This is a genomic window from Nocardia coubleae NBRC 108252 (assembly GCF_001612805.1).
GTDB classification, from domain to species: Bacteria; Actinomycetota; Actinomycetes; order Mycobacteriales; family Mycobacteriaceae; genus Nocardia; species Nocardia coubleae.
Window position 1 is genome coordinate 31393 of record NZ_BDBD01000011.1, and the last position, 26748, is coordinate 58140.

A 26748-nucleotide genomic window follows, 5' to 3' on the forward strand; every position below is an offset into this window, starting at 1 on the left:
TTCAGAATAGCTGAACAGAACGTGTAACGAGAAACGCTGTAGTTGACAGGTATTAACGAACATGTCAGTGTGCTGAGTGTCCAACGCCGAACGATCGTTCGGTCTGGGAGCGAGGAGTGGTTTCGTGGCGATCGATCTGTCCTATCCGCCCGAGGTGCAGCGGCTGGCCGACCGCACCCGCGGGTTCGTTCGCGACCGGGTGCTACCGATCGAGGACGCGCACGACGGCGACATCACTGCCGCGGGCGGCGACGCACTGCGCAAGGATCTGCAACACGCCGCACGCGAGGCCGGTGTGTTCACACCGCACGCACCGACCGAGTACGGCGGGCACGGACTGGGAATGGTGAACCGCGCACCGATCTTCGAAGAAGCGGGTTACTCGTTGTTCGGCCCGACAGCACTGAACATCGCGGCCCCGGACGAGGGCAATGTGCACATGCTCGCCCACATCGCCGATCCCGAGCAGAAACAACAGTTCCTCGCCCCGCTGGCGCGCGGCGAGGTCCGCTCGGCCTTCGCGATGACCGAACCCGCCCCCGGTGCGGGTTCGGACCCCTCCGCGCTGACCACCCGCGCCGTGCGCGCCGAGGGCGGGTGGCGGATCAACGGTCACAAGTGGTTCATCACCGGCGCCGACGGCGCGGGCTTCTTCATCATCATGGCCCGCACCTCGGGTGAACCAGGAGATCGCGGTGGCGCGACCATGTTCCTCGCCCCGGCCGAGACCCCGGGAATCCGAGTGGGCCGCCATATCGACACCCTGGACCGATCGATGCTCGGCGGCCATTGCGAGGTGTTCTTCGACGACGTGCTCGTCCCTGACTCGGCTGTACTCGGGGCGGTCGACCGCGGCTTCGAATACGCCCAGGTGCGGCTGGGGCCTGCCCGCATGACCCACGTGATGCGCTGGCTCGGAGCCGCCCGCCGCGGTCACGACGTCGCGGTGGCGCGGGTGGCCGAGCGTCGCGGATTCGGTTCGCGGCTCGGCGATCTCGGCATGATCCAGCAGATGATCGCCGACAACGAGATCGACATCGCCGCCACGCGGGCGCTGCTGACCCGCGCATGCTGGGAACTCGACCTCGGCGAACCCGCCGCGAACGCGACGTCGATCGCGAAAACCTATGCGGCCGAAGCGATCTTCCGGATCATCGATCGCAGCATGCAGATGTGCGGTGGCCTCGGCGTCTCCGCCGACCTGCCGCTGGCTCGGCTCTCCCGCGAGGTCCGGCCGTTCCGGATCTACGACGGTCCGTCCGAGGTGCACCGCTGGGCCATCGCCAAACGCGCGGTGAGCGCGGCCCGTCGCGCACAGCAGGACATGAAATGAGCCTTCCCGGAATGGATGTCGTCGCACTGGAGAAGTTCCTGCGCGACAGTGGCGTCGCGGTGCGCGGTGAGCTACGGGTGGAACTGATCGGCGGTGGCCGCTCGAACCTGACCTTCGCGGTCGCCGACGACGAGTCGAGCTGGGTGGTGCGCCGTCCGCCCGTCGCCGGGCTCACCCCCTCCGCCCACGACATGGCCCGCGAATTCACTGTGACCTGGGCGCTCGAGGGGTCGGCGGTGCCGGTCGCGAAGACCGTCGCATTCGATGCGCAGGGCACCGCGCTCGGCGCCCCTATGACCGTGGTCGAATACGTCGACGGAACGGTGATCCGCGACCAGGACGACCTAGCCGCCCTCACCGACACCCAAGTGGCGGCGAGCGCGGCCGAGCTGGTGCGCGTACTGGCCCGATTGCACGAAATCGACCCGGACGCGGTGGGTCTCGGCACGTTCGGGCGCCCCACGGGTTTCGTCGAACGGCAGGTGAATCTGTGGGCGGCCCAATGGGATCGGGTGAAGACCCGTGAGCTCGCCGATGTCGCGGCGCTGCACGCGGCGCTGGCGGAATCAGTGCCGAACGCCTCCGCGGCCTCGATCGTGCACGGCGACTTCCGGATCGACAACACGATTCTGGACGCGGCCGATCCGGCCCGGGTGCGTGCTGTCGTGGACTGGGAGATGTCGACACTGGGGGATCCGCTCACCGATGTCGCGCTGATGTGTGTGTACCGCTCACCGGTGTTCGACCTGGTTCTCGGCTCCTCGGCCGCGTGGACCAGCGATCGGATGCCCACCGCCGACGCTCTCGCACAGGCCTACGCGACGGCCTCCGGCCGAGACCTGGGCGACTGGGGGTTCTACCTCGCGCTCGCCAACTTCAAACTCGGCGTGATCGGCGAGGGCATCACCCACCGCGCGCTCCAGGGCTCGGGCGCCGGAGCAGGCGCCGAACGTGCGGCCGAGGCGACGCCGGAATTCATGGCGGCCGGGCTGCGGGCAATGAAAGGACACCGGAAATGACCAGGTCCGCGCTCATCAGCGGCGCCTCGCGGGGTATCGGCCTCGGCATCGCGAAACACCTGGCGCAGCAGGGCTATTCGCTGACCATCACCGCGCGCGACGTCGACCGTCTGCACGCAGTCGCCGAGGAATTGCGTGCGGACGGCGCGGCGGAAGTGGTCGTTGCCGCTGCCGACATGTCCGACGAGGAGGGCGTCGCGCGCGTGCTCGGCGCGCACACGGATCGATTCGCGACGATGTCGGCCCTGATCCTGAACGCGGGTGTCGGTACCGCGGGCCCGCTGGCCGAATCGTCGATGCGGCGCTTCGACAAGACCATCGAAGTCAACGTCCGCGCTCCCATCCAGCTGATGCAGGGCGCGCTGCCGCTGTTGCGCGCCGGAGCCCGGGAAAACCCCGGTCGCGGTGCGAAAGTCATCGCGCTGTCATCGATCACCGGCGTCTACGCCGAGGCCGGGCTCGCCGTCTACGGCGCGGCAAAAGCGGCGCTGATCTCACTGCTGGCCACCCTCAACGCCGAAGAATCCGGAAACGGAGTCACCGCCACCGCCATCGCACCCGCCTACGTCGACACCGAGATGAGCGCCTGGATCCACGATCAGGTTCCCCCAGAGCAGATGCTCGCCGTGAACGACATCGTCGAGATGGTCGACGCACTGCTGCGGTTGTCCGCCCGCGCAGTTGTGCCGACGATCGTCATGTCCCGCGCGGGCACCGACGGCTACCGGGCCTGACTGCGCTGTCGCGATCAGCGCTTGGCCGTTTCATCAGCTCCATCAGGCTGGAGGAGCTGCGCATCCCGTCCGAAGAGTCTGAGCTCACGGGGTTTGGTTCGTCCGCTTTCGTGCTCGCCCACCGTTTCGTCGTCGACCTTGAACGGAGTTGTTGCCAAGCGGAGTCGTCGCCAGTAATTTGAACTATCGTACAAATAGTACGTTGGTTCAACTAGGTGGGGTTCGGCGATGAGCGGTGATCAGGAAAATCGGCGCGCGGGTTGGCGGGAATGGGGTGGGCTCGCGCTGTTGGCGTTGCCGACCATGCTGCTCGGCCTTGATGTGACGGCCCTGTACTTGGTTGTTCCGAGTTTGGCCGTTGATCTGGATCCATCCGCGACCGAGACGTTGTGGATCATGGATGCCTACGGCTTCTTGATCGCCGGGCTCCTGATCACGATGGGAACGCTGGGGGACCGGGTCGGTAGGCGTCGGCTCCTGATGATCGGAGTGGCGCTTTTCGCGACAGCCTCGGTCGCGGTGGCATTCGCTCCGACGGCCTTGTGGTTGATCGCGGCGCGTGCGCTGCTCGGAGTGGCCGGGGCAACGCTGATGCCTTCGACCCTTTCCCTGATCAGCACGATGTTCACCGATCCCGGACAGCGAGCATCGGCCATCGGTGTCTGGGCGACAGCGTTCGGCCTGGGGATGGCCGCGGGCCCGATCGTGGGTGGCGTGCTGACCGCGGCACTCTGGTGGGGTGCGGTCTTCCTCATCGCCGTCCCGGTCGCCCTGCTGGTGCTGGCGGGCGCGCCGACGCTGCTTCCGGAGCGATGGTCACCTGCCGGTCGGCTCGACGTGCTCAGTGCCGGGCTGTCACTGGCAGCGATACTGCCGGTCGTCTACGCGATCAAGCATGCCGCCGCGCACGGTATCGACCTCCCCGCGGTGGCGGCCGCCGTGGTCGGTGGTGTCGCCACCGTCGCGTTCGTCCGCCGTCAACTGCGTCTGCCGGAACCGCTGCTCGACGTGAAGCTGTTCACCAGTTCGACCTTCTCCGCGGCTCTGTCGGTGCTGTTGATCGGCCTCGTCGGCTTCGGTGGCGCTATGTTCCTGGTGACGCAATACCTGCAGCTCGTCGCTGGCTTCTCCCCGACAACGGCCGGTTTGTGGATGGGTCCGCCCGCGCTTGCCATGCTCGTCGGCGCCATCGGGGCACCGTTGCTGGCACGGCGTGTCTCGCCCGGTGTGGTCATGGCGGCGACTCTGGCGTTGTCGCTGGTGGGGTATGCGTTGTTGGCACTGGCGGGCACCGACGGCAACGGCACCGTCGTCGTGGGCTTCGCCCTTGTCTATCTCGGCCTCGGAGTCATCGCCGCGCTCGGCACCGATATCGTTGTCGGCGCGGCGCCGCCGGACAAGGCAGGATCGGCGGCCGCACTGTCCGAGACCGTCCAGGAACTCGGTATCGCAGCCGGTGTGGCACTCTTGGGAAGCTTCACCACCGCGATCTACCGCGGCAGCATCGAGGTTCCCGCCGGGTTGTCGGCATCGGTGGCCGCGACCTACAGTGACAGCCTCGCCGGCGCGTCATCGTTGGCGAGCCGGGTATCAGGCGACGCTTTGGAGCATGCGCGAACCGTGTTCACCGTTGGACTCAACACCGCGTCTGTGGCAGCAGGTGCCGCGATTGCGATCGCTTCCCTGGTCTGTTTCGTGACGCTGCGGCACCTCGAGCCACTCGGTGCCGTCGACCGGCCGGCCGAGGCGGCGGTCTCGCCATCCGGGAGCGAGTGATGAACGACGACAAGGCGATGGCAGTCGAGCCGGACGTTGCCGACGGACGCAAGGCGCGTGGCCACCGGCGACGAGCTCAGATCATCGAAGCAACGCTGGAGATCGTCCGCCGCGACGGTGCGACGGGTGTCACCCACCGCACCGTCGCCAAGGAAGCCGGGATCACCACCAGCCTGACCCTCTACTATTTCGCCACCCTGGACGATCTGCTGGTGGCCGCCTTGACGAGCGTCACGCAGCAGTACACCGGCCGCATCCAGGATCTCATCGCCACCGACGACGATCCCCTCGACGGCTTGTCGGAACTCATCGCGGAATCCGCCGGCCCGGGACGTGAACGAGCTCTCGCCGAGCGGGAGCTGTCGACCCTCGCGGCGCGCCGTCCGGCGCTGCGCCCGGCCGCGCGCGCCTGGCGCGACAAGGTCGCCGAACTCGCCCGAACACAGACCGACGACCCCGACGCGATCGAGGCTTTCGTCGCGCTGTCGGACGGTTTGTGTACTGCCATCCTCCTCGATGACCGCGACGCCGACCCCGCACACATTCGAGCGGTTCTCCGGAAAGCGCTGTCGCGAAACGGCTCGGTCGACAGCGATCGAGTGTCGCCTCCGAGAGCTCGCGGGCGAGACGATTGAACTGAATTGTGGTTACAGGAGCATCAGTCCGTCGCGCTGGCATGTGCCGCGATAATCCGCCAGCCGTGCTCATCGTCGTGCAACCATGAACGCGTGTAGCGCATCCTGGCTCCGAAAGGCTCGCCGTTGACGGTCCCCTCGATCGTCCCGAGGAACCAGGTCACCCCGGCATTCCCGTCGGTGAGAACGTTCAGTTCTTCCTCGACCAAGGCCGTCACCACCTGGGTCCGGGTGCGGTGAAGCTCCAGATCATCGGCCTTGGTGTAGACGTCTGCGCCGAAGGTGAAGATCAACCGGTCATCCAGCAGACGGTCCAGTGCCTGCACATCCCCGGCAAGTTGTGCGGCCTGTAACCGCCGCTCGGCGTCCCGCAAGTTCTCCATGCACCTCACCCTGCCAGCCGATGTCCACTCACGCCATGTTCGTTTTCGGCTGAGAGCGAGGCGCCGACGAGACCCATATGAATCGACATCTGGCCCCGGGCACACCAACTCTGAGGTGTGCCATGATCGCGAGGTGGACAGTGCCGATGGTCATGCCGCCGATCGCGCCGAGTTCGACCGCCTCGTCGGCCCCTTGCGCGCGGAACTGCACGTGCACTGCTACCGCTTCCTCGGTTCGGTTCATGATGCCGACGACGCCCTGCAGGAGGCCCTGCTCCACGCGTGGCGCTCGCGCGCGAACCTCACCGATCCCGGCAAGTTTCGGCCGTGGCTGTACAAGATCGCGACCAACCGGTGCCTGACCATGCTCGAGCAGCGCGGCCGCCGCGAACTCCCGATGGATTCGGAGCCGGATGCGCCTGCGGCCGAACGGATTTGGCTCGAACCGTACCCCGGCATCGGGGTGGGGGAGCCCGGGCCGGAGGCACGCTATACGGCTCGCGAGTCGATCGAATTGGCGTTCGTCGCGGTGATCCAGCAGTTGCCGGGCGTGCAGCGGGGTGCGTTGCTGTTGCGCGATGTCCTCGGCTTCAGCGCGAGCGAGACCGCCGAATTGCTCGACGTGACCGTGGCATCGGCCAACAGCGCCCTACAACGGGCGCGGGCCCGCCTCGATCAGCGCGAACCGTCTGTGGCGCCCGACGATCCGCAGGCGCGCCGCCTCGCCGAGCGGTACGCCACCGCCTGGGAGAACGCCGATGTCGACGGCATCATCGCGCTGCTCGCCACCGACGCCCGCTACGCCATGCCGCCACTGCCCGAGTGGTATGCCGGACAGCCCGCGATCCGGGAATTCCTGGTGACCGGCCCGCTGCACTGGCGCTGGCGCTTCCGCCCGACCGTGGCCAACGGCCAACCCGCGTTCGGCACCTACTGGTGGGACCCCGAGCGTTCCGTCTTCGCGGCCATGGCCCTCGATGTGCTGACAGTGCGCGGCGGTGCGATCACCGACGTGGTGTCGTTCCTCGACCCCGCACTGTTCACCCGCTTCGCCCTCCCAGAATTCGTGACCGACTGACGATTAGTTCGGCACGACCGGCTGGGTCATACCGGTAGTGGGACGTTCCCACGGCCGGGGCCCGCCCTCGGCACCCCGAAGGGAGACCGTCATGTCGCACGACGAAGACCAGATCCGCACCCTGATCCACGAGTGGGCCGCGGCCGTCCGCGCCGGTGACCTCGAGCATGTGCTGGCCGACCACACCGCCGACATCGTCATGTACGACGTGCCGCCACCGCAGAACGGCGTCCGTGGCATCGACGCCTACCGGCAGACCTGGCCACCGTTCTTCGCCTGGCTCGGCCGCGGCGCCGCCTTCGACATCGTCGAGCTGAACGTGTCGGCCGGCTCCGACATCGCCTACGCACACGCGCTGCTTCGGTGTGGATCACCGGAAGAGCTTGCGGCCGAACCCGATACCCGCCTGCGCCTCACTCTCGGCCTGCGCAAGGACGATGGCCGGTGGAGGGTGGCCCACGAACACCATTCGTTCCCCGACACCACCGCCGACCCGGCCGACGACATCGCCGAGATCCGCGCACTGCATCAGCGGTGGTTCGCCGCGACTGCCGAGAAGGACCTCGACGGCCTGATGGCGGAGATCGCGGACGACGTCGAATCCTACGAACACGACGCACCGCTGCACTACACCGGCGCGGACAACGTCCGCGAGGTCTGCCGGCGGGGACTCGAATCCGCCCCCGGGCGGGTGACCTGGGACGTCCCCGAAATGGCAGTCGAGGTCCGCGGGGATCTCGCCGTGGTGTGGGGCCTCAACCACCTGAGCGCCGAGGACGCCGATGGGCAGGTCGATCACTCGTGGTCGCGAGGCACCCGGGTATTCCGCAGGCGTGGTGGACGGTGGTTGCTTGTGCACCAGCACGTGTCGTACCCCTACGACCCGGAAACCGGTGCGGCGGCAACAGATCTCGTACCCGAGGACGAGCCGCCGCGAAGTGCGTGACCAACCTGCGTCGGTACTGCCGCGTTGCAGGGTGGCCGCAGGTCGGTGAGGTTATTCGACCTCGGTCATCGCGAGGAGTTCAGCGCGGGCGATCTCGAGGTCTTCGTCCGACAGATAGGGGCTGGCGGCGGCGACCGCGAGCCCTTCTGTGGCGTATCGGATCAAGAGGAGCCGGGTGTGGGGGAGACCGTCGGCGGCGAAGGCATCGGCCAGGATGCGGGCGTCTCGTTCGTAGAGGGCTTCGCGCTCCGGTGAGGTACCGAGGGTGGTGATGAGGCTGGTGGGGGCGAGGACTCGTTTCACGTATTCGCTGTCGCCGGTGAAGGCGCGGATGTAGGCCCGGGTGAATTTTCCTGGCCTGTTCTCCGACAGGTCGATCTGGGCGCGCACCTCTTCGTGCAAGCGGGTGAGGATGTGCTCGGTGACTCCGTTGACGAGTGCTTCGCGGTGGGGAAAGTGGTGCATGAGACCGCTTTTGGTGACGCCTGCCGCGACCGCGATATCGGCAAGGGCCACATTGGCGCCGCGTTCGGTGAATACCGCCTCGGCCGCGTCCAAGATGGCGCGGCGGGTTCGTTCCTTGTCGCGGGTAGCGGTGCGGTCGCCGGTGGTTGTGCGGTCAGACTTCGTCATGTCGAGCTACTTTCACAGTGCCGTGGGAAGGGATGGCACGCCAAGCGAGGATCGCCGCGACGGCGAGGATCGCCGCCGCGATGAACGATGTGGTCTGCATGGCGTGGGCGAAGGAGTCCTTGGCCAGCGCGACGATGCCGGGGTCGTCGACCGTCGCGACGGTGGCGGCGAGCGAGTCCTCCACGACGGCGGCGCGGGACGCGTCGGTATCGGCAGGCAGGTTCACATGCGACCGGTAGTTCGCCAACTGGATGGACCCGAGAACCGCGATCCCCAGCGCCCCGCCGAGTTCGTACGCGGTCTCCGCGATCGAGGACGCCGCGCCCGCGCGTTCCCTGGGCACGGCGGTGACCACGGCGTCGACCGCCAGGGTCATGGCCACGCCCACGCCGAGACCGAGTACCGCCAAGGCGACACCCAGACCCCAGTAGCCGGAGTGGGTGGCGGACAACCCGAGCAGGAGAAGGCCGACCGCGGCAGTGGCGAGACCGGCACCGATCGAGCGGCCCGGGCCGAATCGGGTGACGAGCACACCGACGAAGGCGATCACCACGATCGACGCGATCGTGGCCGGAAGTTCGGCCATCCCGGCCCGCAGCGGCCCGTAACCGCGCACGAGCTGAAGGTACTGGGAGAAGAAGAACAGCAGACCCATGAACGCGAAGATCGACAATGCCGACGAGGTGACCGCACCCGTGAATGCCGGTCGGCGGAACAGCGCGATATCGAGTAGCGGGTACTCGAGATTCAACTGCCTGCGCACGAACAACCATCCTGCCACCACACCCGCTGCCGCGAACGCGAGCACAGTCCAGTCGAAACCCGTTCCGACCCAATGCTTTATCGCGTACACCAGGGGCACGATCGCGACAATCGACAGCGCCGCCGAGATGAGGTCCACCGGCCGGTCGGCGTCGCCGCGCGACTCCGGGAGCAGCACGACGCCCGCGACGAGGACGACCAGCATGATCGGCACGTTGATCAGGAACACCGAGCCCCACCAGAACCGTTCGAGCAGCGCACCGCCGACGAGTGGCCCGAGCGCGGCACCTGCTGTGGCGCCCGCGGACCAGATCGCGATCGCGGTGGTGCGTTGCCGTGGATCGCCGAACAGGTGACGAACGATCGACAGTGTCGAGGGCATCAGTGTCGCGCCCGCGACACCGAGTAGCGCGCGAGCGGCGATGAGCGTTTCCGGGTTCGGCGCGAACGCGGCAAGCACGGACGCACAGCCGAACGCCGCCGCACCGATGAGCAGCAGCCGTTTGCGCCCGATCTTGTCGGCCAGATTGCCCATCGTGATCAGCAAGCCCGCCAGCACGAACGAATAGATGTCGCCGATCCACAACAGTTGCGTCGCGGTCGGTGCGATGTCGGTGGTCAGTGACGGGACGGCCAGGTACAGGACTGTGCCGTCGATCGTGAGCAGTAGCACCACCAGGACCAGGGCGGCGAGCGCCCACCATTCGCGCCTACCCGCACGGTTCGTTTCGAGGTCTGGGCTCACCGCACCAGACTAACCGTCCGTCTGTCTGGTTGTACAGTCCAAATGGACTTTAGATGTGCCACGACGAAACCCCAGCTCACGCGAATTACTCCGACACGACCCCCGAGGACGCGGTCGCCGTCATCCTGCGCGACGGCGGGGTGATCGTCGAGGGAGGTTCTTCGGCGAGGTCGGTCCACCTCGAGAACGGTGCCGATTCCGCCGGCCGGAATCGGCCCGAACGGCCCCGGTACTGATCGTCTATCGAGAGGACGCCTGCTCGACGCGTCCACGGTCCTCGCGTTCGTGCGCAATGCCCGCCAGGACCTGGTGTGCCCGCTCGCGGTGAAGGTTTGCCTTCACTCCTTCTCGTTCTCTCGACCGTTGTCGGCCGTCTGGTTCACCGCATCCGTCAGGTCGCCGACGATCCGGCGCAACTCTTCGATGTGGTTGTCGCGGAGCTGGTGCGGCGTGAGGTCGTACTTCAGGCACAGTGCGGCGGCGGCGGCCGTTGCGATCGCGTGCTGCGCTCCGTTGCCCATGAACTTCGTGACCGAGCCGGCGATGTGGGTGACGCTGATGTGCTTGCCTGCCATCATCACGTTGTCCAGATCGGCTGAATACAGGCATCGGAACGGCACTTCGAACGGGAGGCCGTCGCGGGTGTCCCACTTCCAGTCCTTCAGGCGGAAGTCGTATTCGTCGTCGATCGGGTAGTGCAAACAGAACGCCCCGGAGTTCATCGCCACTGTGTCGGGGAAGCGTCGGTGCTCGCGAATGTCGTTCTCGGTCAAGACGTATCCGCCGAGATATCGTCGGAACTCCCCTTGCCCGGCGACGAAAGCGACCCAGTCCAGCGCCAGGTTTGCGTAGGTATCCGGTTCGAGGGCCTTGACGTTGGCGAAGGTTCCATAGATCGCGCACAGCAGGTGATCGCGGATTTCCTCGCCCTGGGTATACGGATCGAGCCATTGGCCGTACTCCCAGAAGTGTGTGGCGGGGAACAGCATTCGGCGGCGGATGCTCGGATCCGGATGACGGAATCGCCCCGCCACGGGACCTGGCCCGTTGTCGACCCCTGGCTCCACCAGTTGCCCGCCGAGATTCGCGTAGTCCTTCGCGACGGCCTGTGCCCAGGGGGCATCCGGAAACGGCACCGGCTCCGAGTGTTCGCGAGTCCGGAAGAACAGCGTGTGACCGTGATGCTGGTCGAGATGCTCGGCTGGAGCCGTCGGTTCGTTGTACTCGGCCCTGGATTCGTGGCCGAACAGGGTTCGTGCGCCTGCGAGCAGGCCGACGATCGCTGTCCCGCTGCAGTCGATGACGAGCGGAGCGGAAAATCGATACTCCCGCCCGGTCCGTGTGTCGCGGGCGTCGACCGCGGTGACTCGTCGCTCGGCGGTGATCACGCGGAAGACTTGGTGCTCGGTGTAGAGCGACGCGTTCGATTCCGCCTCGAGGACCTGGCGTGCCATCAGATCGCCGTCGGGGTGGCGCTTCGACAGCTCATGCACGAGCGGTCCGGTCTCGCCGCGGGGAGTGAGGCCGATCTCGACGCTCGCGTTTCCCCCGAGGACGGGCCGATTGTGCAGGAGCGCGACCCGTAGCCCGAGCCTGGCGGCCGCCAGGACTCCGGCGGCGCCCGTGACGCCTCCGCCTACAATGACGACATCGAATTCGCCTGCATCCGTAGGCGTTTCAGGTAGGCCGCACAGTCGGCGGCGCCACTCGCGCGCCTCAGCGCCGCTGCCTTCGGGGGGCGGCGCATCGTCGAGGCTGAGGTAGATCGCATCGCATCGCGCGTCGAAGCCTGTGTGATCGTGGAGGGTCACCTCTGTCCGGCGGCTGTCGAGGTGCAGGAGCCCGGCGTCTTCCCACATCCACCCCTGGCCGCTTGCGCCGAACTCCTTCGAGAGCGTGTGGTCACCGATGGTGACGGCGAAGCGTCCCGGATGGTGCGTCGGTACCCAGTCCTTGGTGCGGACCCAGATGCGATAGGTGCCCGCCTCGGGGATCTCGAGCGTCGCTCGAGCGTCGGCCACCGGCACTCCGAGGCCATGGGCCAACAGGTAGGGGGCGCCCATCTCGACGTCGAACTGCGAGTCGAGCAGCCAGCCGCCTCGGTCGTGAAAGTCCGCTGCTCGGACGAGAAGTCGTGCGCTACTCGTGGAGCGCCGTGCGGTGGCGGTCATCGTGTGCGGTGGGTGTGATCGACGGTCCGGCCGCTGGGGCTCGGCCATGTCGTCGTGTGGCGAGGTGCGCAGTTGTTCAACCGATCGGCAAGCATGAGCTCTCCTGGGCGTTCGGGCTATCGGGACAGCGGGGCGCCGAGTTCGACCGGTCGATGGCGCAGATCCTGAACGTCACCTGCCCGGCAGCGGCCGATGCGTCGGTGTCCGTCTGGATGCCGACTGGCGAGATGACTTTCGCAAGCGAAGTTAGCTAGGATGCACCTGACTGTCAATATCGAAGTGAGGTGCGATGTGGACTGGCTCGGTCTGGACACCGCGAACTGCCCCGTTCAGCGAACGCTGGAGCTGGTCGGCGAGAAGTGGAGCTTGTTGATCGTTCGCGAGGCGATCAACGGCGTCCGCAGGTTCGACGACTTCCATGACCATCTGGGCATGTCGGAGGCTGTTCTCGCCGACCGGCTCCGCAAGCTTGTCGCTGCAGGCATCCTGATGACCCGGCCCTACCGGTCGCCGGGCGGACGCACCCGCAACGAGTACCGGCTGTCCGAGAAGGGCTGGGACCTGTGGCCTGTCATCGTCTCCTTGATGCAATGGGGAGACAAGTACACGGCTGATCCGGAGGGGCCGTTCCTGGACGTCCGCCACGCCGATTGCGACGCGCCCGTGCGAGTGGTCGTCGAGTGCAGTCACGACCACGCCGCCCTTGCTCACAACGAGGTCGTCGTGCGACCGGGCGCGTCCGCCCGTCCACGCCGCCGGTAATCGCCTGCATCGACGGGGGAGTAGGTCCGGCGAGCGATCGGAGAAATAGGTCGTGACGGCGATCCACGCGTGGGGTGGGTTGCATCGGCGAAATCTGTGAACCCAGTGCGGCTTCGGTCGAATGCTGCCCCACGTTCTCGAGAGTTCGGGCCTACGACGGGTCACGACAACTCCGGATGCGAGTCGTTGGCGATGGCGCCGACGCGGTGAATGACCAGTCCGCTTGTCCTGGTGGCGTTGTGTTCGCGGCGCTGCTCAGCGGGGGCGGCGTGTCGGCCGGGACCAGCCGATGCTGAGTTGGACGGCCCGTTGCCAGTGCTCGTATTCGTCTTCGCGGGCGGAGCGGTTGTGACCGGGCACCCATTGGGCGGCTGCTCGCCAGTTGCGGCGTAGTCCTTGCAGGTCCGGCCAGTAGCCGGCGGCCAGGCCCGCTGCGTAGGCGGCGCCGAGGGAGACCGTTTCGGTGACCAAGGGTCGTGTGACGGGGATGTCGAGGACGTCGGCGATGATCTGCATGAGCAGGTTGTTGGAGGTCATTCCACCGGCCACCCGCAACGAGCGTGCGCGCAGGCCCGCGTCGGCGTTCATGGCCTCGAGGACATCGCGGGTCTGCCAGGCGGTGGCCTCGAGTGCCGCGCGGGCCAGGTGCCCCTTGGTGACGTAGGAGGTCAGGCCGATCAGCAGGCCGCGGGCGTCGCTGCGCCAGTGCGGGGCGTAGAGGCCGGAGAAGGCGGGGACCAGGTAGCAGCCGCCGTTGTCGTCGACAGTGCTTGCGAGGGTTTCGATTTCGGGTGCGGTGGTGATCAGGCCGACGATGTCGCGCAACCAGCCGACCAGTGAGCCGGTGACCGCGATCGGGCCTTCCAAGGCGTAGACCGGTTCCTCGCCGATCTGGTAGCCGATGGTGGTGAGCAGGCCGTGTGCGGAGCGGATGAGCTCGGAGCCGGTGTTCATCATGAGGAATCCGCCGGTGCCGTAGGTGCATTCGGTCTCGCCGGGTGCGAAACAGGTCTGGCCGAACAGGGCGGCGTGCTGGTCGCCGAGTGCGGCGCCGATCCGCACGCCCGGTGCGGCGGTGACCGCGGTGCCGAAGTCGCCGGTGGAGGGTTCGATGCGGGGGAGCATGGCGCGCGGAATGTCGAACAGCCGCAACAGTTCGTCGTCCCATTGCCGGGTGGTGAGGTTCATCAGGAGGGTGCGGCCCGCGTTGGTGACGTCGGTGACGTGCACGCCGCCGGTCAGGTTCCAGATCAGCCAGGATTCCATGGTCCCGACCAGCACCTCACCGCGTTCGGCGCGCGCCCGCAGCCCCTCGACGTCGTCGAGCAGCCAGCGCAGGCGTGGCGCGGCGAAGTAGGTCGCCAGCGGTAGTCCGCTCAGTTCGGTGATGCGTTGTGCCGCAGGCGAATTACGGAGGGATTCGACGAACTCCTCGGTGCGGATGTCCTGCCAGACGATGGCGGGACGCACCGGCACACCCGTCGCCCGGTCCCACACCACGGTCGTCTCGCGCTGGTTGGCGATGCCGATGGCCGCCACCTGCTCGACGCCGATCCCGGCATCGCGCAGGGCGGCGGGCAGGATCCGTTCGACGGTCCGCCAGATCTCGAGCGCGTCCTGCTCCACCCAGCCGGACCGGGGATAGTGCTGGCGGTGCACGCGCTGAGCCAGCCCGGCCAGGCGCGCGTGGCGGTCGAAGACCAGACACCGGCTCGAGGTGGTGCCCTGATCGATCGCAAGGACGAAACGTGGCGTCATAGAAAGCCTTTCGGCAGGTTTGTCTCGATCATCGCGCCGCCGTGAGGTCACGATGCACGGCCTGCGCGGCGGCACGCACCTGGTCGACCAGTCCGGCACGCGGCTGGGAGTGGCTGTCGCACAGCCGGTCGACCGGTCCGGAGATGCCGATGGCCGCGACCACCAGCCCGCCCCTGGTACGGATGGGTGCGGCGATGCCCGCTTCGCCGGTGCGGTATTCCTCGACCTCGCCCGCCCAGCCCGCACGCCGGACCTCGGCGATCGAGCGGGCCGAGGCGGCGGGATCGGTGATGGTGCGATGGGTGAAGGCCTGGAGCGCACCGCGTTCGGCGGCCGGTTCGTAGGCGAGCAGAACTTTCCCCAGGGCGGTGGCGTAGGCGGGCAGTACTTCGCCGACGGCGAGGACCTGCTCGCTGTTGTCCGGCCGGAAGACGTGGTGCACCACCGTCACCCCGGCCGGGCGGGCAACCGCCATGCGCACCGACTCGCCGGTGCGCGCGGCGAGTGCGTCGGCGCGGTGGATGGCGCGTGAACGCAACTCGTTGACGTCGAGGTGGTCGGAACCGAGCTCGTGCACGGCGGGCCCGAGCAGGTAGCGACACGTCACCGGATCCTGGTCGACGAAACCCGTGCCAAGCAGTGTCCGCAGGATCCCGTGGGCGGTGGGTTTGGCCAGGTCGAGGGCGGTCGCCACCTCGCCGACGCCCATCGGGCCCGACCCACGCGCGAGCAGCCGCAACACGGCCGCGGCACGTTCGATCGATTGGATCGGACCCGGCATCGTCTGAACCTATCAGCCCGGCGTTCAGCATTGTCGAACGGCGACCGTGGCTCGCCGCTCGACTCGTTCCTAGCGTGGACCCCGGTGAACGGGCTCGACGGCGAGCCCGCGGAAGGACCACGATGAACCGGTATGTGGGCGCGATCGATCAGGGCACGACCTCGACGCGCTTCATGGTTTTCGATCACGCGGGCAGCGTGGTCGCACGGCATCAGCTCGAGCACGAGCAGATTCTCCCGAAACCCGGTTGGGTGGAACACGATCCGACGGAGATCTGGGAGCGCACCCGCACCGTCGTCGGGACCGCGCTCGCCCGGGCCGGTCTGACCGCCGCCGACCTGGCCGCGGTCGGTGTCACCAATCAGCGCGAGACCACCCTGGTCTGGAACCGCCACACCGGCCGCCCGTACTACAACGCCATCGTCTGGCAGGACACCCGCACCGATCGCCTCATCGCCGACCTGGACGACGAGCACACCGAACTGATCCGCAAGCGGACGGGCTTGCGTCCCGCACCGTATTTCTCCGGCGGCAAGCTGCGCTGGATCCTCGACAATGTCGAGGGGGTTCGCGCCGACGCCGAACGTGGCGACGCCCTGTTCGGCACCATCGACAGCTGGTTGATCTGGAACCTCACCGGCGGCACCCACGTCACCGACCCGACCAACGCCTCGCGCACCATGCTGATGGATCTGCGGACCTTGCGCTGGGACGAGGAACTGTTGCGCGTCTTCGACATTCCCGCCGCCATGCTGCCCGTCATCGCGCCTTCGTCGAACCCGGCCGGATACGGAACCACGATGCCGGACGGCCCCTTCGGCGGGATGGTGACGATCGCCGGCGCACTCGGCGACCAGCAGGCCGCGGCCGTCGGCCAGGTGTGCTTTCGGCCCGGCGAGGCCAAGAACACCTACGGCACCGGCAATTTCCTCATGCTCAACACCGGCACCGACATCGTGGATTCCACCCACGGGCTGCTCACCACCGTCGCCTACCAGTTCGGTGACGACGCACCCGCCTATGCGCTGGAAGGGTCGATCGCGGTCACCGGTTCGGCGGTGCAGTGGTTGCGCGACCAGCTCGGCATCATCGCGGGTGCCGCGCAGATCGAGGACATGGCGGCCCAGGTCGACGATTCCGGCGGCGTGTACTTCGTGCCCGCGTTCTCCGGCCTGTTCGCCCCCTACTGGCGACCGGACGCGCGCGGCGCCGTCGTCGGCCTCTCGCGTTACAGCAACAACGCCCATTTGGCCCGGGCGACACTGGAATCCATCGCCTACCAGACCCGTGACGTGGTCGAGGCCATGCAGCGTGACGCCGGGACGCGGTTGAGCACGTTGCGGGTCGACGGTGGTGTCACCGTGAACAACCTCGCCATGCAGATCCAGGCCGACCTGCTCGGTGTCCCCGTCTCCCGACCTGTCGTCGCCGAGACCACCGCGCTCGGCGCCGCCTACGCGGCCGGGCTGGCCGCCGGCTTCTGGGCGGGCACCGACGAACTGCGCTCCAACTGGCACGAGGACCTGCGCTGGTTGCCCACCTGGTCCGACGCCGACCGCGAACGCGGCTACACCCGCTGGCTCAAAGCCGTCGAACGCACCCTCGGCTGGGCCGACCTCGACTGATGCACCCCCACACCAAGGAGCACACTGTGTCCGTTTCCCTGGACCCCGCCTACCGCGCCGCGGCGATCGCGGCACTCGGCGACACCGAGATCGACGTGCTGGTGATCGGCGGCGGCGTGACCGGCGCGGGCGCCGCGCTCGACGCGGCCGCGCGCGGCCTGTCGGTGACCCTCGTCGAGGCCCGCGATTTCGCCGCGGGCACCTCCAGCCGCTCGTCCAAACTCATCCACGGCGGGTTGCGCTATCTCGAGCAGATGGACTTCACCCTGGTCCGGGAGGCACTCAAAGAGCGTGGGCTGCTGCTGAATTCGCTCGCACCGCACCTGGTGCGCCCGGTGCCGTTCCTGTTTCCGCTACGGCACCGGGTGTGGGAGCGCGCCTACATCGGCGCGGGCATCGCCCTCTACGACACCCTCGGCGGCGCCCGGACGGTGCCCATGCACAAGCACCTGACCCGTTCCGGCGCACTCGACCTGGCTCCCGCGCTGCGCGACGACGCCATGACCGGCGCCATCCGCTACTACGACGCCCAGGTCGACGACGCCCGGCACACGATGATGATCGCGCGCACCGCCGCCGAACAGGGCGCGACGGTCCTCACCCGCACCCAGGTGATCGGGCTCGAACGCGACGGTGAGCGGGTCGTCGGCGCACGCGTGCTCGATCTGGAAACCGGTGCCGCCCATACTGTCCGGGCGCGCACCGTGATCAGCGCGACCGGTGTGTGGACCGACGACATGATCGCGATGACCGGCGTCGACTTCCCGTTCCACGTCCAGATGTCGAAGGGCGTGCACATCCTCGTGCCCCGCGACCGCCTCGACCTGCACACCGGCCTGATCATGCGTACCGAGAAGTCGGTGCTGTTCGTGATCCCGTGGGCCGAGCACTGGATCATCGGCACCACCGACACCCCGTGGTCGCTGGACAAGAACCACCCCACCGCCACCGCGGCCGACGTGGACTACATCCTCGAACACGTCAACGCGGTGCTGCGTGAGCCACTGACCAGGGCCGACATCGTCGGCACCTATGCCGGGCTGCGACCGTTGATGACCGGTGCGTCGAAGGAGACCGCCAAGCTCTCCCGCGAACACGCCGTCGCCGAACCCGTGCCCGGCCTGTTCGTCATCGCGGGCGGCAAGTACACCACCTACCGGGTGATGGCCGAAGACGTCGTCGACGCCGCCGCCACCAGGCTCGCCCGGCACGTACCCGCGTCGCCGACCGCGCGGCTGCCGATCCTCGGCGCGGACGGCTATCGCGAAATGCTCGCCGCGACAGAGGAATCGGCCACCCGCACAGGACTGTCGCCCGAGCAGGTGCGGCATCTGCTCGACCGCTATGGTTCCCTGGCCACCGACCTGTTCGATCTCGTCGGCGCCGACCCCGCCCTGCGTGCACCCCTCGCAGGCGCCCCGGGCTATCTCGCCGCCGAAATCGTCTACGCGGTCACCCACGAGGGCGCCCTGCATCTCGACGACCTGCTGACCCGTCGCACCCGCATCTCCATCGAGGTCCCCGACCGCGGGCTCGCCGCAGCCCCCGTCGTCGCCCGCCTCGTCGCCCCGCTCCTCGGCTGGGACGCCGCGACCACCGACCTCGAGATCGATCGCTACCGCGACCGGGTCCACGCCGAACTGCTGGCCAATCAGGCGAGCGACGACGAATCGGCCAACAGCGCCCGCCTCGTCGCCGTCGGCTGATCGGCCGTTTACGTACGGGTCGAAGAACTCGGGGTCGCCGAGGTGGGTGAGGGCGTTCTTTCAAGAATCACGACAGAGGGTGTCGTGATTCTTTGGGAGTCTTGATCCGGCAGTCATCGGGCAGCCCGATCGGTCAGTGCATGAAGGAGCGTTCAATGAGTTCACAGGTCAGTCCGTGCATCACCTTCAACGGCAACGCGCGGGAGGCGATGGAGTTCTACCAGCAGGTCTTCGGTGGAGTGTTGGAGGTTTCGACGGTCGCGGACTTCGGCTCACCGGACTCGCCGAGCGCTGACAAGGTCATGCACTCCCGTTTGGACACGTCTGCCGGCTACACGTTGATGGCATGGGACTTTCCGGATGAAAGACCCGGCCATCCTTCCTATCGGCCGGGCAACAACGTCGCGATCTTCCTCGATGGCGACGACGGAGAACTCCGCGACTACTTCGAGAAATTGTCCGTCGGTGGCACCGTTACGCTGCCTCTGGAAAAGCAAGTATGGGGAGATGAGGCGGGCTCGCTCGTGGACCGATTCGGGATCAGCTGGATGTTCGACATCACCGCCCGCCACTGATCGGCGTCGCCGCCGCACCTGGGGTCAACGCGCCAGGGGTGATGCGGCATGCGTTTCTTGCGTGCATGATGTCGGCATGAAGTACGTGTTGCTGATCTGCGACGACGAGACGACTTCGCCGACCATGGAGGAGATCGCCGCCGATCCGGCGTACCGCGCGTTCGAGGACGAAGTGCAGCGGCGCGGCGCGAGCCTCGGCGGCGCGCGATTACGCCCGGTGGCCGATGCGACGACAGTCCGCAACCGTGATGGGGAAACACTGGTGTCCGACGGGCCGTTCGCGGAGACCAAGGACTTCATCGGCGGCATCGACATCATCGACTGCGCGGATCTGGATGACGCGATCGCCATCGCAGCACGTCATCCGTACGCGAGTCGGGGTTGCATCGAGATCCGCCCCGTCTGGGAATGACTGCGCCACAGGCGGTTCGCGCGGCGGTGGCGGCCGCGTTTCGCGACGAGTGGGGTCAAGTGGTCGCGACCCTGATCGGGATGACCGGAGATTGGGATCTCGCGGAGGACTGCGCGCAGGAGGCGTTCGCCGCGGCGCTGACGACGTGGCCGCGCGATGGTGTGCCGAGCCGTCCGGGAGCCTGGCTCACCACGACGGCGCGCAACCGTGCGACCGACCGGCTCCGCCGGGACACGGCCGCGGCCGCGAAGCTGCGCCGGCTCGCCGTGCTGGCACGAGACCCGATCGAGCCGACGACGGACAGAATTCCCGACGAGCGGTTGCGGCTGATCTTCACCTGCTGCCATCCGGCGCTGCCGTTCCCGGCCAGGGTCGCTCTCACATTGCGCACGCTGGCGGGCTTGAGTACCGCTGAGATAGCGAAGGCGTTCCTGACGGCCGAGCCCACGATGGCACAACGCTTGGTCCGCGCGAAACGCAAGATCACCGAGGCGGGCATCCCGTACCGCGTGCCACCGCCGGAACTGCTGCCGGAACGACTCCCCGCCGTCCTTGCGGTGCTCTATCTGATCTTCAACCAGGGCTACGACGACGAGGACGAAACCCGCGGGCTCGCGGACGAGGGGATCCATCTCGCGCGCGTCCTTGTCCGGCTGCTGCCCACCGAGCCCGAGGCGCGCGGCCTGCTGGCCTTGATGCTGCTGCTCGAGGCGCGCCGCGAGAACCGCACGGACCACGGCGTGCTGGTCACGCTGGAGAACCAGGACCGGTCGCGATGGGATCGCGCGCTGATCGCCGAAGGCGTGGCGACGCTCGACGACGCGCTGGCTGTGCGTCGTCCCGGCCCGTATCAGGTGCAGGCCGCGATCGCCGCCTGCCACGCCACCGCGCCCGACGCGGCGTCCACGGACTGGCCACAGATCGCAGCCCTCTACCGCGAACTCGCGCAGTTGGCTCCGTCCCCGGTCGTCGACCTCAACCGTGCCGTGGCGGTGGCCATGGCCGACGGTATTTCCGCAGGCCTGGCCCTCGTCGACGAGATCGCCGAGTCCGGCCGTCTCGACGGCTACTACCTGCTGCACGCGACCCGAGGCGATCTCCTCCGCCGCGACGGCCGGATCACCGAGGCCGCCGCAGCGTACGAGGCCGCGCTGGAACTCGCCCCCACCGACGCCGAGCGCCGCTACCTGGCCGAACGCCTCCGCGGACGCTGACAGATCCGTTCCGGAAATCTCGGAGAATTTTTTCTCACGCCGATGTCGATTCCGCGCGCTCTGTTTCGTCGGTGGTACACAACCACCCGATAGAGAGGCAAGAAGATGTCGAACACCGAGTACCTGAGCGCCACGATGTCGGTCGACCATACACCGGACGAGGTCTTCGCCGCCGTCACCGATGTGCGCGGCTGGTGGAACCAGAACATCATCGGCGATACGGCCGCCGTCGGCGACGAATTCGTCTTCACCGACGACGTCGACTATGCGGGCGAGACGGCCAGGACCAACAAGGACGGCATCCGGTTCAGCCGGTTCCGGATCACCGAGGTGGTGCCGGGTAAGCGGATGGTCTGGCACGTCGTGGACTCCGACCTCAGCTTCGTCGACGACCGCGACGAGTGGACCGGCACCGATGTCGTCTTCGACATCACGGCCGACCAGACAGGCACGACCCTGCACTTCACGCACAAAGGCCTGACCGCCGCAGACTCCGAATGCTTCGACGAATGCTCCCGCGGCTGGAACTTCTACATCACCAAGAGCCTGCCGCAGTTGATCACCACCGGCACCGGCCTGCCGTTCGCGAAGTACGACGCCTGATCCGTCGCGGCTCGACTCGCCGGCTACCGCACTGTTTTGTCGGCGATGCGGTACCCGGCCGAGGTCTGTTGAGCGCGGAACCAGTGGTCTATGAGAACGGAGGCTCCTTCTGGGGTGGGATCGGACTTGATCATCGCGCTGATGCGCTGGGCTTGTGCGGTTGTCGGCAAGAAGCCGACCAAGAGGGTAGGAAGCAGGAGCCTGCGGGCCAACAGTTCTTGTCTCGAGGTCACCTGGGGCCTGCGGACTACCGAAACGTTGACGCGGATCGCGTGTTCGTTGCCCGGCGGAACGCCTGGTCGATCGGATTCGATGGCGGCATAACGGAACCCATGTGCGAGGTTGCAAGCGGAGCAACCCAGGGGGCCGCGGCTGAGACGGTCGCCACATTCGTCACAGGTGATCCGGTCTAGCGCGGCGTCGACGACTCGCCAGTCGTGCTGGGCGGGTTCCGCAGCTATCAACCGGGCAACGTCGAGTTCACTTTCGCCTCGCCACTGATCGAAGAAGTGCTGCCACTTCTCCTCCACGATGCCATCGACGAGAAGCCGACATCGACGACAATCAGGCGCTCCACCGTACTCGTGACCACCACACTCGTCGCATCGCACCAGCGCGGCACCGACCCCTGGCCTCATACAGGTAATTTTCGCGCCGACAAGATGGCTGGCGCCAACGAATTGCTCAGGTCAAGGCTCGTTCTCCAAGGGATGTTCGATCGCTGACCGCACGCGATACTGCAACTCTCCACGATCCTGAGCAGCACTGCACGCCGAGACCCGGCTATCCAGATCTCCCTCTGCCGACATGACTTCGGCGATGCCGACCGCGCTGCCCTGGGCGAGATGAAGCGCGGTGGCTACGCCCACACGCCCACGGGCCCGGTAGCTGGCAACACATTGTCGGCCGGTGGCCGCCGCGCGCCGGCGTCCGCTCATCCTCGGGACCCGGGCCCGATGTAGCCCTCACACGCCGGCACCAGCGGGACACGGGGGAGTTGTGTCGCTGGGCTGGTGGATTCAGCTCTTGGTCAGCCACTCGCGGACATCGGCAAGGGCTGTGCCCCCGCTGTCTGCGTCGATGTCAGCGGCCAGGTCGGCGATGGAGACGTGGGCGAGCGCGTGTGCCCATGCGGTTTCGGCGGCAGCCATCGCACGGGCGATCGCGCACGGTCGTGCACATTGCCCGGCGGGGATGCCCAATGGTCCGCGCTGCCTGATCTCGGCGCATCGGTAGGCGGGTTCGTCGCCATCGATAGCTTGCACCACCTGTAGGGCGCTGATCTCCGAAGCAGGTCTGGTGAGGGTGTAGCCACCGGCTTGGCCCATGGCGGAGCGCACGATGCCGGCTCGCGACAAAGCCTGGAGGTGCTTGGCCGTATATGCCGGCGGGGTGCCGTGCAGTTCTGCCAGCCGCGCCACGGGCACCGGTTCATGGCTCTGACCGAGGGTGACACAACTGTGTAGGGCCCATTCCACGCCGCTCGACATCTTCACGCCCCCATCCTAGCCAATCTCGGACAAGAAGTATCCGAGATGTGATACAACTCGGATACTTGTTGTCCGAGATAGATTGCTGGAGTCATGACGCTCAAAGAAATGCCGTCCAACCCGGTGCCCTCCGACCGCACATCCTTGGGCCTGGCGGCCTTGGCACTGTTTGTCGCGGCCGCTAACCTGCGGCCGGCGATCGCGGCGGTCTCACCGTTGGTCGGCCAGATCCGCGCCGACCTCGATCTGTCGGCCACCGCGGTATCGCTGTTGACCACCATTCCAACGCTGGCCATGGGGGTATGCGCCCCGCTCGGTGCTTACGTGGGCCGGCGCTACGGGCTGCAGGCCGGTGTGCTCGTCGGGCTCGTGATCATCGCTGTGGCCACCGGTGCGCGAGTGTTCGGCGCTTCCACTTGGCTGCAGTTGAGCAGCGCCGCGATCGTAGGCGCGGGAATCGCCATCGCACAGACCCTGCTGCCCGCCGTGGTCAAGTCGCGCTTCGCCGCCCGAGCCGGGCTGGTCACCGGCATCTACACCGCCGGACTCGGCTTGGGAGGCGCGGTGGCGGCCGGGGCGACCGCGCCGTTGGCCGCGGCTCTGCACTCCTGGCCTGGTGCGTTGGCGTCCTGGGCGGTGCTCGCGCTGGGCGGGATCACACTGTGGTCCGCCGCTGGGAAGGCTTTGCGCCTGGACGATGTCGCGGCCCCCGCCGGGCCCGCGACCAAAGGCATGCCCTGGCGCAGCGGTGTGGCCTGGAGACTCACCATCCTCTCGGCTGTCAACTCCGCGCTCTACTACTGCGAGCTGGCCTGGGTGGCGCCCCTGCTGCACGACGATGCCGGTCTCGACGCATCCACCGCCGGTGTCATGCTGACGGTGATGATCTCGATCCAGGTGGTCGCGATGCTGGCCGTACCGGCGCTGCTGGGAGAAGGCCGGGGACCCTGGGCGGGCCTGGCTCTGATGATGACGCTGACCGCCGCCGGTTTCCTCGGGTTGGCGTACGCGCCGGGCGTCGGGACGTGGGTTTGGATCGCAGTGCTCGGTATCGGGCACGGCGGACTTTTCACGCTGGTGCTGACCCTTCCCGTACTGGCCGGTCGGGATCCGGGAGAAGCGGGGCGGATCAGTGCGATGGCGTTCTTCGTCGGCTATGCCTGCGCGGCGCTGGCCCCGCTCCTGGTGGGCGCGCTGCGAGATGCCACAGGTGACTTCACCGTCGGCTTCGGAGTGCTTGGTGGCCTCGGTCTGCTGATGCTCTGGCCCATCGCACGCCTGCGCAATACCATCGGTCCGAATTCGGTTCGCCCCCTGTGACAGTGGTACGAGGGCTGTCCACCTGCCTGTCCGCTGGTTGTCACGACGCCGGACATCATCGACCGAGTCTCGGGTCATCGCCAGTCCCACTGTTCCGGGTGATGCTCGCGACGAGTCCGTCGATGACGTCGGCAACCGCTGTCTCGGTGTGGAATTCGGCGCGGATGTCTGCCCACTGGGGGAGCAGTCTTGCGACGGTGGGGAAATCGGTGAGTTGATCGGTGGTGATCAGGTCCGACCAGTAGGGCTGGGCGGGCTCTGTGCCGTGATGGGTTCGGGCGGCGCGGCGGCTCATCAGCTCGCCGACGACGAACCGCCAGACGGTGAAGTACATGTATCCGGCCTTGCGGTCGGTGGCACCCAGGTCGGTCGCGGCATCGACGAATTCGTTGAGCATCCACATCGCGGAGCGACCGAAGCTCTGGCCGGTGACGAGAATGTCTGCCACCCACGGCAATTGGTCCAGGGTGTCGACGAGGTAGCAGACGATGGCGATCAGGCGGTCCCTGGGTGCATCGGGGAGTTCGGGGCGCTGCAGTTCGTCGGCGAGCGCGCCGAGTATCACGGTGAAAAGGGCTGCCTTGGTGGGGAAGTGATGGTAGATCGCGGCGGTGCTTGTCCCGAGTTCATCGGCCAGCCGACGCATGCTGAAGGCTTCCGCGCCGCCCGTGGCGAGCAGCCGGGTGGCAGCGGTGACGACCGTCTCGCGCGGTAGCCGGATCGGGCGTCCACGTCGGGGGCTCGGGATGTCGGGCATAGCGGTGATTCTTCGCGCGACGACTCTCGACATTCGGGTAAGGGTGTGCTTACCTGATTAAAAATACGCGTTACTAAATAGGAGGCACGTGGTGTCCGAACCGCCGACCACACACCGAGGCGCCACATCGGCCGTCGTGTTCTTGACGATGTTCCTGGTTTCACTCGACCTGTCGATCGTCAATGTCGCGCTACCGGCCATGGACGCCGCACTCGATCTGGGAACTGCAGGCCTGGCCTGGGTGATCAACGCCTTTCTGCTGCCTTATGCGGGATTGTTGCTGCTGGGCGGCAGGCTCGCCGACCTCGTCGGGCGTCGCACGCTGCTCCTCGGCTCGCTCGGTGTCTTCGCCGTGGCCAGCTTGTTCGGTGGTGCCGCACAGCAGGGTTGGCAGCTCATCGCGGGTCGCGGTCTGCAAGGTGTCGCCGCCGCGGTGCTCACGCCGATGTCACTGGCGCTGGTGACCTCGGAATTCGAGGAAGGCCCTGCCCGCAACAAGGCGATGGCCGTCTGGGGTGGCGCGGGTGCGGCGGGTGGCGCACTCGGGGTGGTGCTGAGCGGGCTGCTCACCGACCATCTGAACTGGCGTTGGGTGATGTGGGTCAACGTCTTGTTCGTGGTCGCTGCGATGGTCGCGGTGCTGCGCGGTGTGGACAACCGGGTACCTGCGCGTCATCGACGGCCCGACATCCTCGGTGGCCTGCTCGTCACCGCGGGTGTCACAGCCTTGGTGATGGGTGTGATCGAGACCAGTGAGCGTGGCTGGGGTGCACCGCAGGTATCGGGTTGGTTCGGCGCGGGTGTAGTCGCGCTGCTGGTCTTCGTGGTCGTGGAAGCTCGCGTCGCGGATCCGCTGGTACCGTTGGCATTTCTGCGACGGCGTTCACTGATCGGTGCTTCGGTCTTCGGGTTCCTGCTCACCTCTGCCCAGATCGCCAGCTTCTTCTTCGTCTCCCAGATCATGCAGCGCGTCTTGGGCTACAGCCCTACCGAGACCGGCCTGTCCTTCCTACCGTTCTGTGTCGGCATCATGATCGGGCTGCGTGCCGCCCAGGTCGTGGCCCGCGACCTCGGCCCCCGGCCGGTGCTGCTCGCCGGCGGTCTACTCGGCGCGTTGGGGCTGTTCTGGTTCGGATTCGCCGGGCCGACAAGCGGTTTCGTCACCGCGATCCTGGGGCCGTCGCTGGTCTGCAGTATCGGCGTCGGAGCCGCGATGGTGGCGATGGGCTCGGCTGCTTCCTCGGGTGTGCCCGTCGAACAGGCCGGGCTCGCTTCGGGAATCCTCAGCAGTGCTCGCCAGCTCGGTGGTGCGTTGGGCTTGGCGGTCCTGGTCACCGTGGCCAGTTCGGTCACCGGCGGCGGGACAACGCCGGACGCGCTGTCCGACGGTTTCGCCACGGCCCTGTGGGTGGCTGCGGGCCTGCTCGCCCTCGGAGCTGTCGCGGCGACCGTGATCGTTCCGGCCTCCCGCCCGAAACCGCCGGTATCGGAGGTCGACGGGGCATTGCCGCATATCGCCTGAGTAGCCGG

General features: G+C 67.3%; 25 protein-coding genes. 17 read left to right on the plus strand and 8 right to left on the minus strand.

What is annotated here, in order from left to right:
- Nucleotides 1–124 precede the first annotated feature (124 nt).
- The 5 genes from NCO8_RS09135 (at nt 125) to NCO8_RS09155 (ending at nt 5497) form a co-directional block, all read left to right on the plus strand.
- The gene (locus NCO8_RS09135; protein WP_067639883.1) at nt 125–1333 is read left to right on the plus strand and encodes an acyl-CoA dehydrogenase family protein; all 1209 of its coding nucleotides are present in this window, start codon (nt 125–127) and stop codon (nt 1331–1333) included.
- Nucleotides 1330–2352 (plus strand): phosphotransferase family protein, encoded by a 1023-nt coding sequence (locus NCO8_RS09140; RefSeq protein ID WP_067638096.1) that lies wholly within the window; start codon nt 1330–1332, stop codon nt 2350–2352. Before NCO8_RS09135 ends, NCO8_RS09140 begins: the two co-directional genes overlap by 4 nt.
- Nucleotides 2349–3086, plus strand: a complete 738-nt coding sequence (locus NCO8_RS09145; protein WP_067638098.1) for an SDR family NAD(P)-dependent oxidoreductase — start codon at nt 2349–2351, stop codon at nt 3084–3086. Before NCO8_RS09140 ends, NCO8_RS09145 begins: the two co-directional genes overlap by 4 nt.
- 228 nt (nt 3087–3314) lie before the next feature.
- Complete coding sequence (locus tag NCO8_RS09150; RefSeq protein ID WP_067638100.1) at nt 3315–4862, plus strand: MFS transporter; 1548 nt, start codon at nt 3315–3317, stop codon at nt 4860–4862.
- Nucleotides 4862–5497: a TetR/AcrR family transcriptional regulator gene (locus NCO8_RS09155; protein ID WP_210739936.1), complete on the plus strand. Its 636-nt coding sequence runs from the start codon at nt 4862–4864 to the stop codon at nt 5495–5497. The genes NCO8_RS09150 and NCO8_RS09155 overlap by 1 nt, the downstream gene beginning before the upstream one ends.
- Nucleotides 5498–5520: 23 nt before the next feature.
- On the opposite strand, the gene NCO8_RS09160 is transcribed toward NCO8_RS09155, so the two are convergent.
- Nucleotides 5521–5880 (minus strand): nuclear transport factor 2 family protein, encoded by a 360-nt coding sequence (locus NCO8_RS09160; RefSeq protein WP_067638102.1) that lies wholly within the window; start codon nt 5878–5880, stop codon nt 5521–5523.
- Between the two features lie 133 nt (nt 5881–6013).
- On the opposite strand from NCO8_RS09160, the gene NCO8_RS09165 reads away from it, so the two are divergent.
- Both NCO8_RS09165 and NCO8_RS32860 read left to right on the plus strand, forming a co-directional pair.
- Nucleotides 6014–6958 (plus strand): sigma-70 family RNA polymerase sigma factor, encoded by a 945-nt coding sequence (locus NCO8_RS09165; protein WP_067639887.1) that lies wholly within the window; start codon nt 6014–6016, stop codon nt 6956–6958.
- 91 nt (nt 6959–7049) lie between these two features.
- A complete protein-coding gene (locus tag NCO8_RS32860; RefSeq protein WP_067638103.1) occupies nt 7050–7904 on the plus strand; it encodes a YybH family protein in 855 nt (284 codons plus the stop codon).
- 51 nt (nt 7905–7955) lie between these two features.
- Here the strand turns inward: NCO8_RS32860 and NCO8_RS09175 are convergent, their stop codons facing one another.
- The 3 genes from NCO8_RS09175 to NCO8_RS09190 all read right to left on the minus strand — a co-directional run bounded on the left by NCO8_RS09175 (nt 7956) and on the right by NCO8_RS09190 (nt 12215).
- Complete coding sequence (locus NCO8_RS09175; RefSeq protein WP_067638105.1) at nt 7956–8537, minus strand: TetR family transcriptional regulator; 582 nt, start codon at nt 8535–8537, stop codon at nt 7956–7958.
- Nucleotides 8524–10044 (minus strand): MFS transporter, encoded by a 1521-nt coding sequence (locus tag NCO8_RS09180; RefSeq protein WP_067638108.1) that lies wholly within the window; start codon nt 10042–10044, stop codon nt 8524–8526. The genes NCO8_RS09175 and NCO8_RS09180 overlap by 14 nt, the downstream gene beginning before the upstream one ends.
- A gap of 338 nt (nt 10045–10382) precedes the next feature.
- A complete protein-coding gene (locus NCO8_RS09190) occupies nt 10383–12215 on the minus strand; it encodes an FAD-dependent oxidoreductase (RefSeq protein ID WP_067638112.1) in 1833 nt (610 codons plus the stop codon).
- Between the two features lie 291 nt (nt 12216–12506).
- Here NCO8_RS09190 and NCO8_RS09200 point away from each other — a divergent pair, with 291 nt between their 5' ends.
- Complete coding sequence (locus NCO8_RS09200) at nt 12507–12977, plus strand: winged helix-turn-helix transcriptional regulator (protein WP_067639889.1); 471 nt, start codon at nt 12507–12509, stop codon at nt 12975–12977.
- A gap of 255 nt (nt 12978–13232) precedes the next feature.
- On the opposite strand, the gene glpK (NCO8_RS09205) is transcribed toward NCO8_RS09200, so the two are convergent.
- Nucleotides 13233–14735, minus strand: coding sequence for a glycerol kinase GlpK (glpK, locus tag NCO8_RS09205; protein WP_067638116.1), 1503 nt, complete (start codon nt 14733–14735; stop codon nt 13233–13235).
- Between the two features lie 28 nt (nt 14736–14763).
- Nucleotides 14764–15516 (minus strand): IclR family transcriptional regulator, encoded by a 753-nt coding sequence (locus NCO8_RS09210; RefSeq protein ID WP_067638118.1) that lies wholly within the window; start codon nt 15514–15516, stop codon nt 14764–14766.
- A gap of 122 nt (nt 15517–15638) precedes the next feature.
- Here NCO8_RS09210 and glpK (NCO8_RS09215) point away from each other — a divergent pair, with 122 nt between their 5' ends.
- From glpK (NCO8_RS09215) to NCO8_RS32020, 7 genes are all read left to right on the plus strand, one after another.
- Nucleotides 15639–17141, plus strand: coding sequence for a glycerol kinase GlpK (gene glpK, locus NCO8_RS09215; RefSeq protein ID WP_067638120.1), 1503 nt, complete (start codon nt 15639–15641; stop codon nt 17139–17141).
- Nucleotides 17142–17167: 26 nt separating this feature from the next.
- Nucleotides 17168–18847 (plus strand): glycerol-3-phosphate dehydrogenase, encoded by a 1680-nt coding sequence (gene glpD, locus NCO8_RS09220; protein ID WP_157104847.1) that lies wholly within the window; start codon nt 17168–17170, stop codon nt 18845–18847.
- Nucleotides 18848–19002: 155 nt separating this feature from the next.
- On the plus strand, nt 19003–19422 hold the full coding sequence (locus NCO8_RS09225; protein WP_067638124.1) for a VOC family protein: 420 nt from the start codon (nt 19003–19005) through the stop codon (nt 19420–19422).
- Nucleotides 19423–19498: 76 nt separating this feature from the next.
- Nucleotides 19499–19834, plus strand: a complete 336-nt coding sequence (locus NCO8_RS09230) for a YciI family protein (RefSeq protein WP_067638126.1) — start codon at nt 19499–19501, stop codon at nt 19832–19834.
- Nucleotides 19831–21048, plus strand: coding sequence for an RNA polymerase sigma factor (locus tag NCO8_RS09235; RefSeq protein ID WP_067638128.1), 1218 nt, complete (start codon nt 19831–19833; stop codon nt 21046–21048). The genes NCO8_RS09230 and NCO8_RS09235 overlap by 4 nt, the downstream gene beginning before the upstream one ends.
- A 105-nt stretch (nt 21049–21153) precedes the next feature.
- Nucleotides 21154–21651, plus strand: a complete 498-nt coding sequence (locus NCO8_RS09240; protein WP_067638130.1) for an SRPBCC family protein — start codon at nt 21154–21156, stop codon at nt 21649–21651.
- A 437-nt stretch (nt 21652–22088) separates the two neighbouring features.
- Nucleotides 22089–22376: a hypothetical protein gene (locus NCO8_RS32020; protein WP_174550311.1), complete on the plus strand. Its 288-nt coding sequence runs from the start codon at nt 22089–22091 to the stop codon at nt 22374–22376.
- A 294-nt stretch (nt 22377–22670) separates the two neighbouring features.
- Here NCO8_RS32020 and NCO8_RS09250 read toward each other — a convergent pair whose 3' ends face one another.
- A complete protein-coding gene (locus NCO8_RS09250; RefSeq protein ID WP_210740021.1) occupies nt 22671–23141 on the minus strand; it encodes an RrF2 family transcriptional regulator in 471 nt (156 codons plus the stop codon).
- 93 nt (nt 23142–23234) lie between these two features.
- Between NCO8_RS09250 and NCO8_RS09255 the strand changes: the two genes are divergently transcribed.
- Nucleotides 23235–24461, plus strand: coding sequence for an MFS transporter (locus NCO8_RS09255; RefSeq protein ID WP_245655289.1), 1227 nt, complete (start codon nt 23235–23237; stop codon nt 24459–24461).
- A 55-nt stretch (nt 24462–24516) separates the two neighbouring features.
- Here NCO8_RS09255 and NCO8_RS09260 read toward each other — a convergent pair whose 3' ends face one another.
- A complete protein-coding gene (locus NCO8_RS09260) occupies nt 24517–25218 on the minus strand; it encodes a TetR/AcrR family transcriptional regulator (RefSeq protein ID WP_067638135.1) in 702 nt (233 codons plus the stop codon).
- A gap of 91 nt (nt 25219–25309) precedes the next feature.
- On the opposite strand from NCO8_RS09260, the gene NCO8_RS09265 reads away from it, so the two are divergent.
- On the plus strand, nt 25310–26740 hold the full coding sequence (locus NCO8_RS09265) for an MFS transporter (RefSeq protein ID WP_245655290.1): 1431 nt from the start codon (nt 25310–25312) through the stop codon (nt 26738–26740).
- Nucleotides 26741–26748 lie beyond the last annotated feature (8 nt).

Coding starts and splice junctions, on each gene's coding strand:
- NCO8_RS09250 (WP_210740021.1), bottom strand. CDS start 23,141: ATGTCGAGCGGCGTGGAATGGGCCCTACACAGTTGTGTCACCCTCGGT.
- NCO8_RS32860 (WP_067638103.1), top strand. CDS start 7,050: ATGTCGCACGACGAAGACCAGATCCGCACCCTGATCCACGAGTGGGCC.
- glpK (WP_067638120.1), top strand. CDS start 15,639: ATGAACCGGTATGTGGGCGCGATCGATCAGGGCACGACCTCGACGCGC.
- NCO8_RS09160 (WP_067638102.1), bottom strand. CDS start 5,880: ATGGAGAACTTGCGGGACGCCGAGCGGCGGTTACAGGCCGCACAACTT.
- NCO8_RS09255 (WP_245655289.1), top strand. CDS start 23,235: ATGACGCTCAAAGAAATGCCGTCCAACCCGGTGCCCTCCGACCGCACA.
- NCO8_RS09235 (WP_067638128.1), top strand. CDS start 19,831: ATGACTGCGCCACAGGCGGTTCGCGCGGCGGTGGCGGCCGCGTTTCGC.
- NCO8_RS09240 (WP_067638130.1), top strand. CDS start 21,154: ATGTCGAACACCGAGTACCTGAGCGCCACGATGTCGGTCGACCATACA.
- glpK (WP_067638116.1), bottom strand. CDS start 14,735: ATGACGCCACGTTTCGTCCTTGCGATCGATCAGGGCACCACCTCGAGC.
- NCO8_RS09155 (WP_210739936.1), top strand. CDS start 4,862: ATGAACGACGACAAGGCGATGGCAGTCGAGCCGGACGTTGCCGACGGA.
- NCO8_RS09190 (WP_067638112.1), bottom strand. CDS start 12,215: ATGACCGCCACCGCACGGCGCTCCACGAGTAGCGCACGACTTCTCGTC.
- NCO8_RS09140 (WP_067638096.1), top strand. CDS start 1,330: ATGAGCCTTCCCGGAATGGATGTCGTCGCACTGGAGAAGTTCCTGCGC.
- NCO8_RS09210 (WP_067638118.1), bottom strand. CDS start 15,516: ATGCCGGGTCCGATCCAATCGATCGAACGTGCCGCGGCCGTGTTGCGG.
- NCO8_RS09145 (WP_067638098.1), top strand. CDS start 2,349: ATGACCAGGTCCGCGCTCATCAGCGGCGCCTCGCGGGGTATCGGCCTC.
- NCO8_RS09175 (WP_067638105.1), bottom strand. CDS start 8,537: ATGACGAAGTCTGACCGCACAACCACCGGCGACCGCACCGCTACCCGC.
- NCO8_RS09230 (WP_067638126.1), top strand. CDS start 19,499: ATGAAGTACGTGTTGCTGATCTGCGACGACGAGACGACTTCGCCGACC.
- NCO8_RS09150 (WP_067638100.1), top strand. CDS start 3,315: ATGAGCGGTGATCAGGAAAATCGGCGCGCGGGTTGGCGGGAATGGGGT.
- NCO8_RS09225 (WP_067638124.1), top strand. CDS start 19,003: ATGAGTTCACAGGTCAGTCCGTGCATCACCTTCAACGGCAACGCGCGG.
- NCO8_RS09260 (WP_067638135.1), bottom strand. CDS start 25,218: ATGCCCGACATCCCGAGCCCCCGACGTGGACGCCCGATCCGGCTACCG.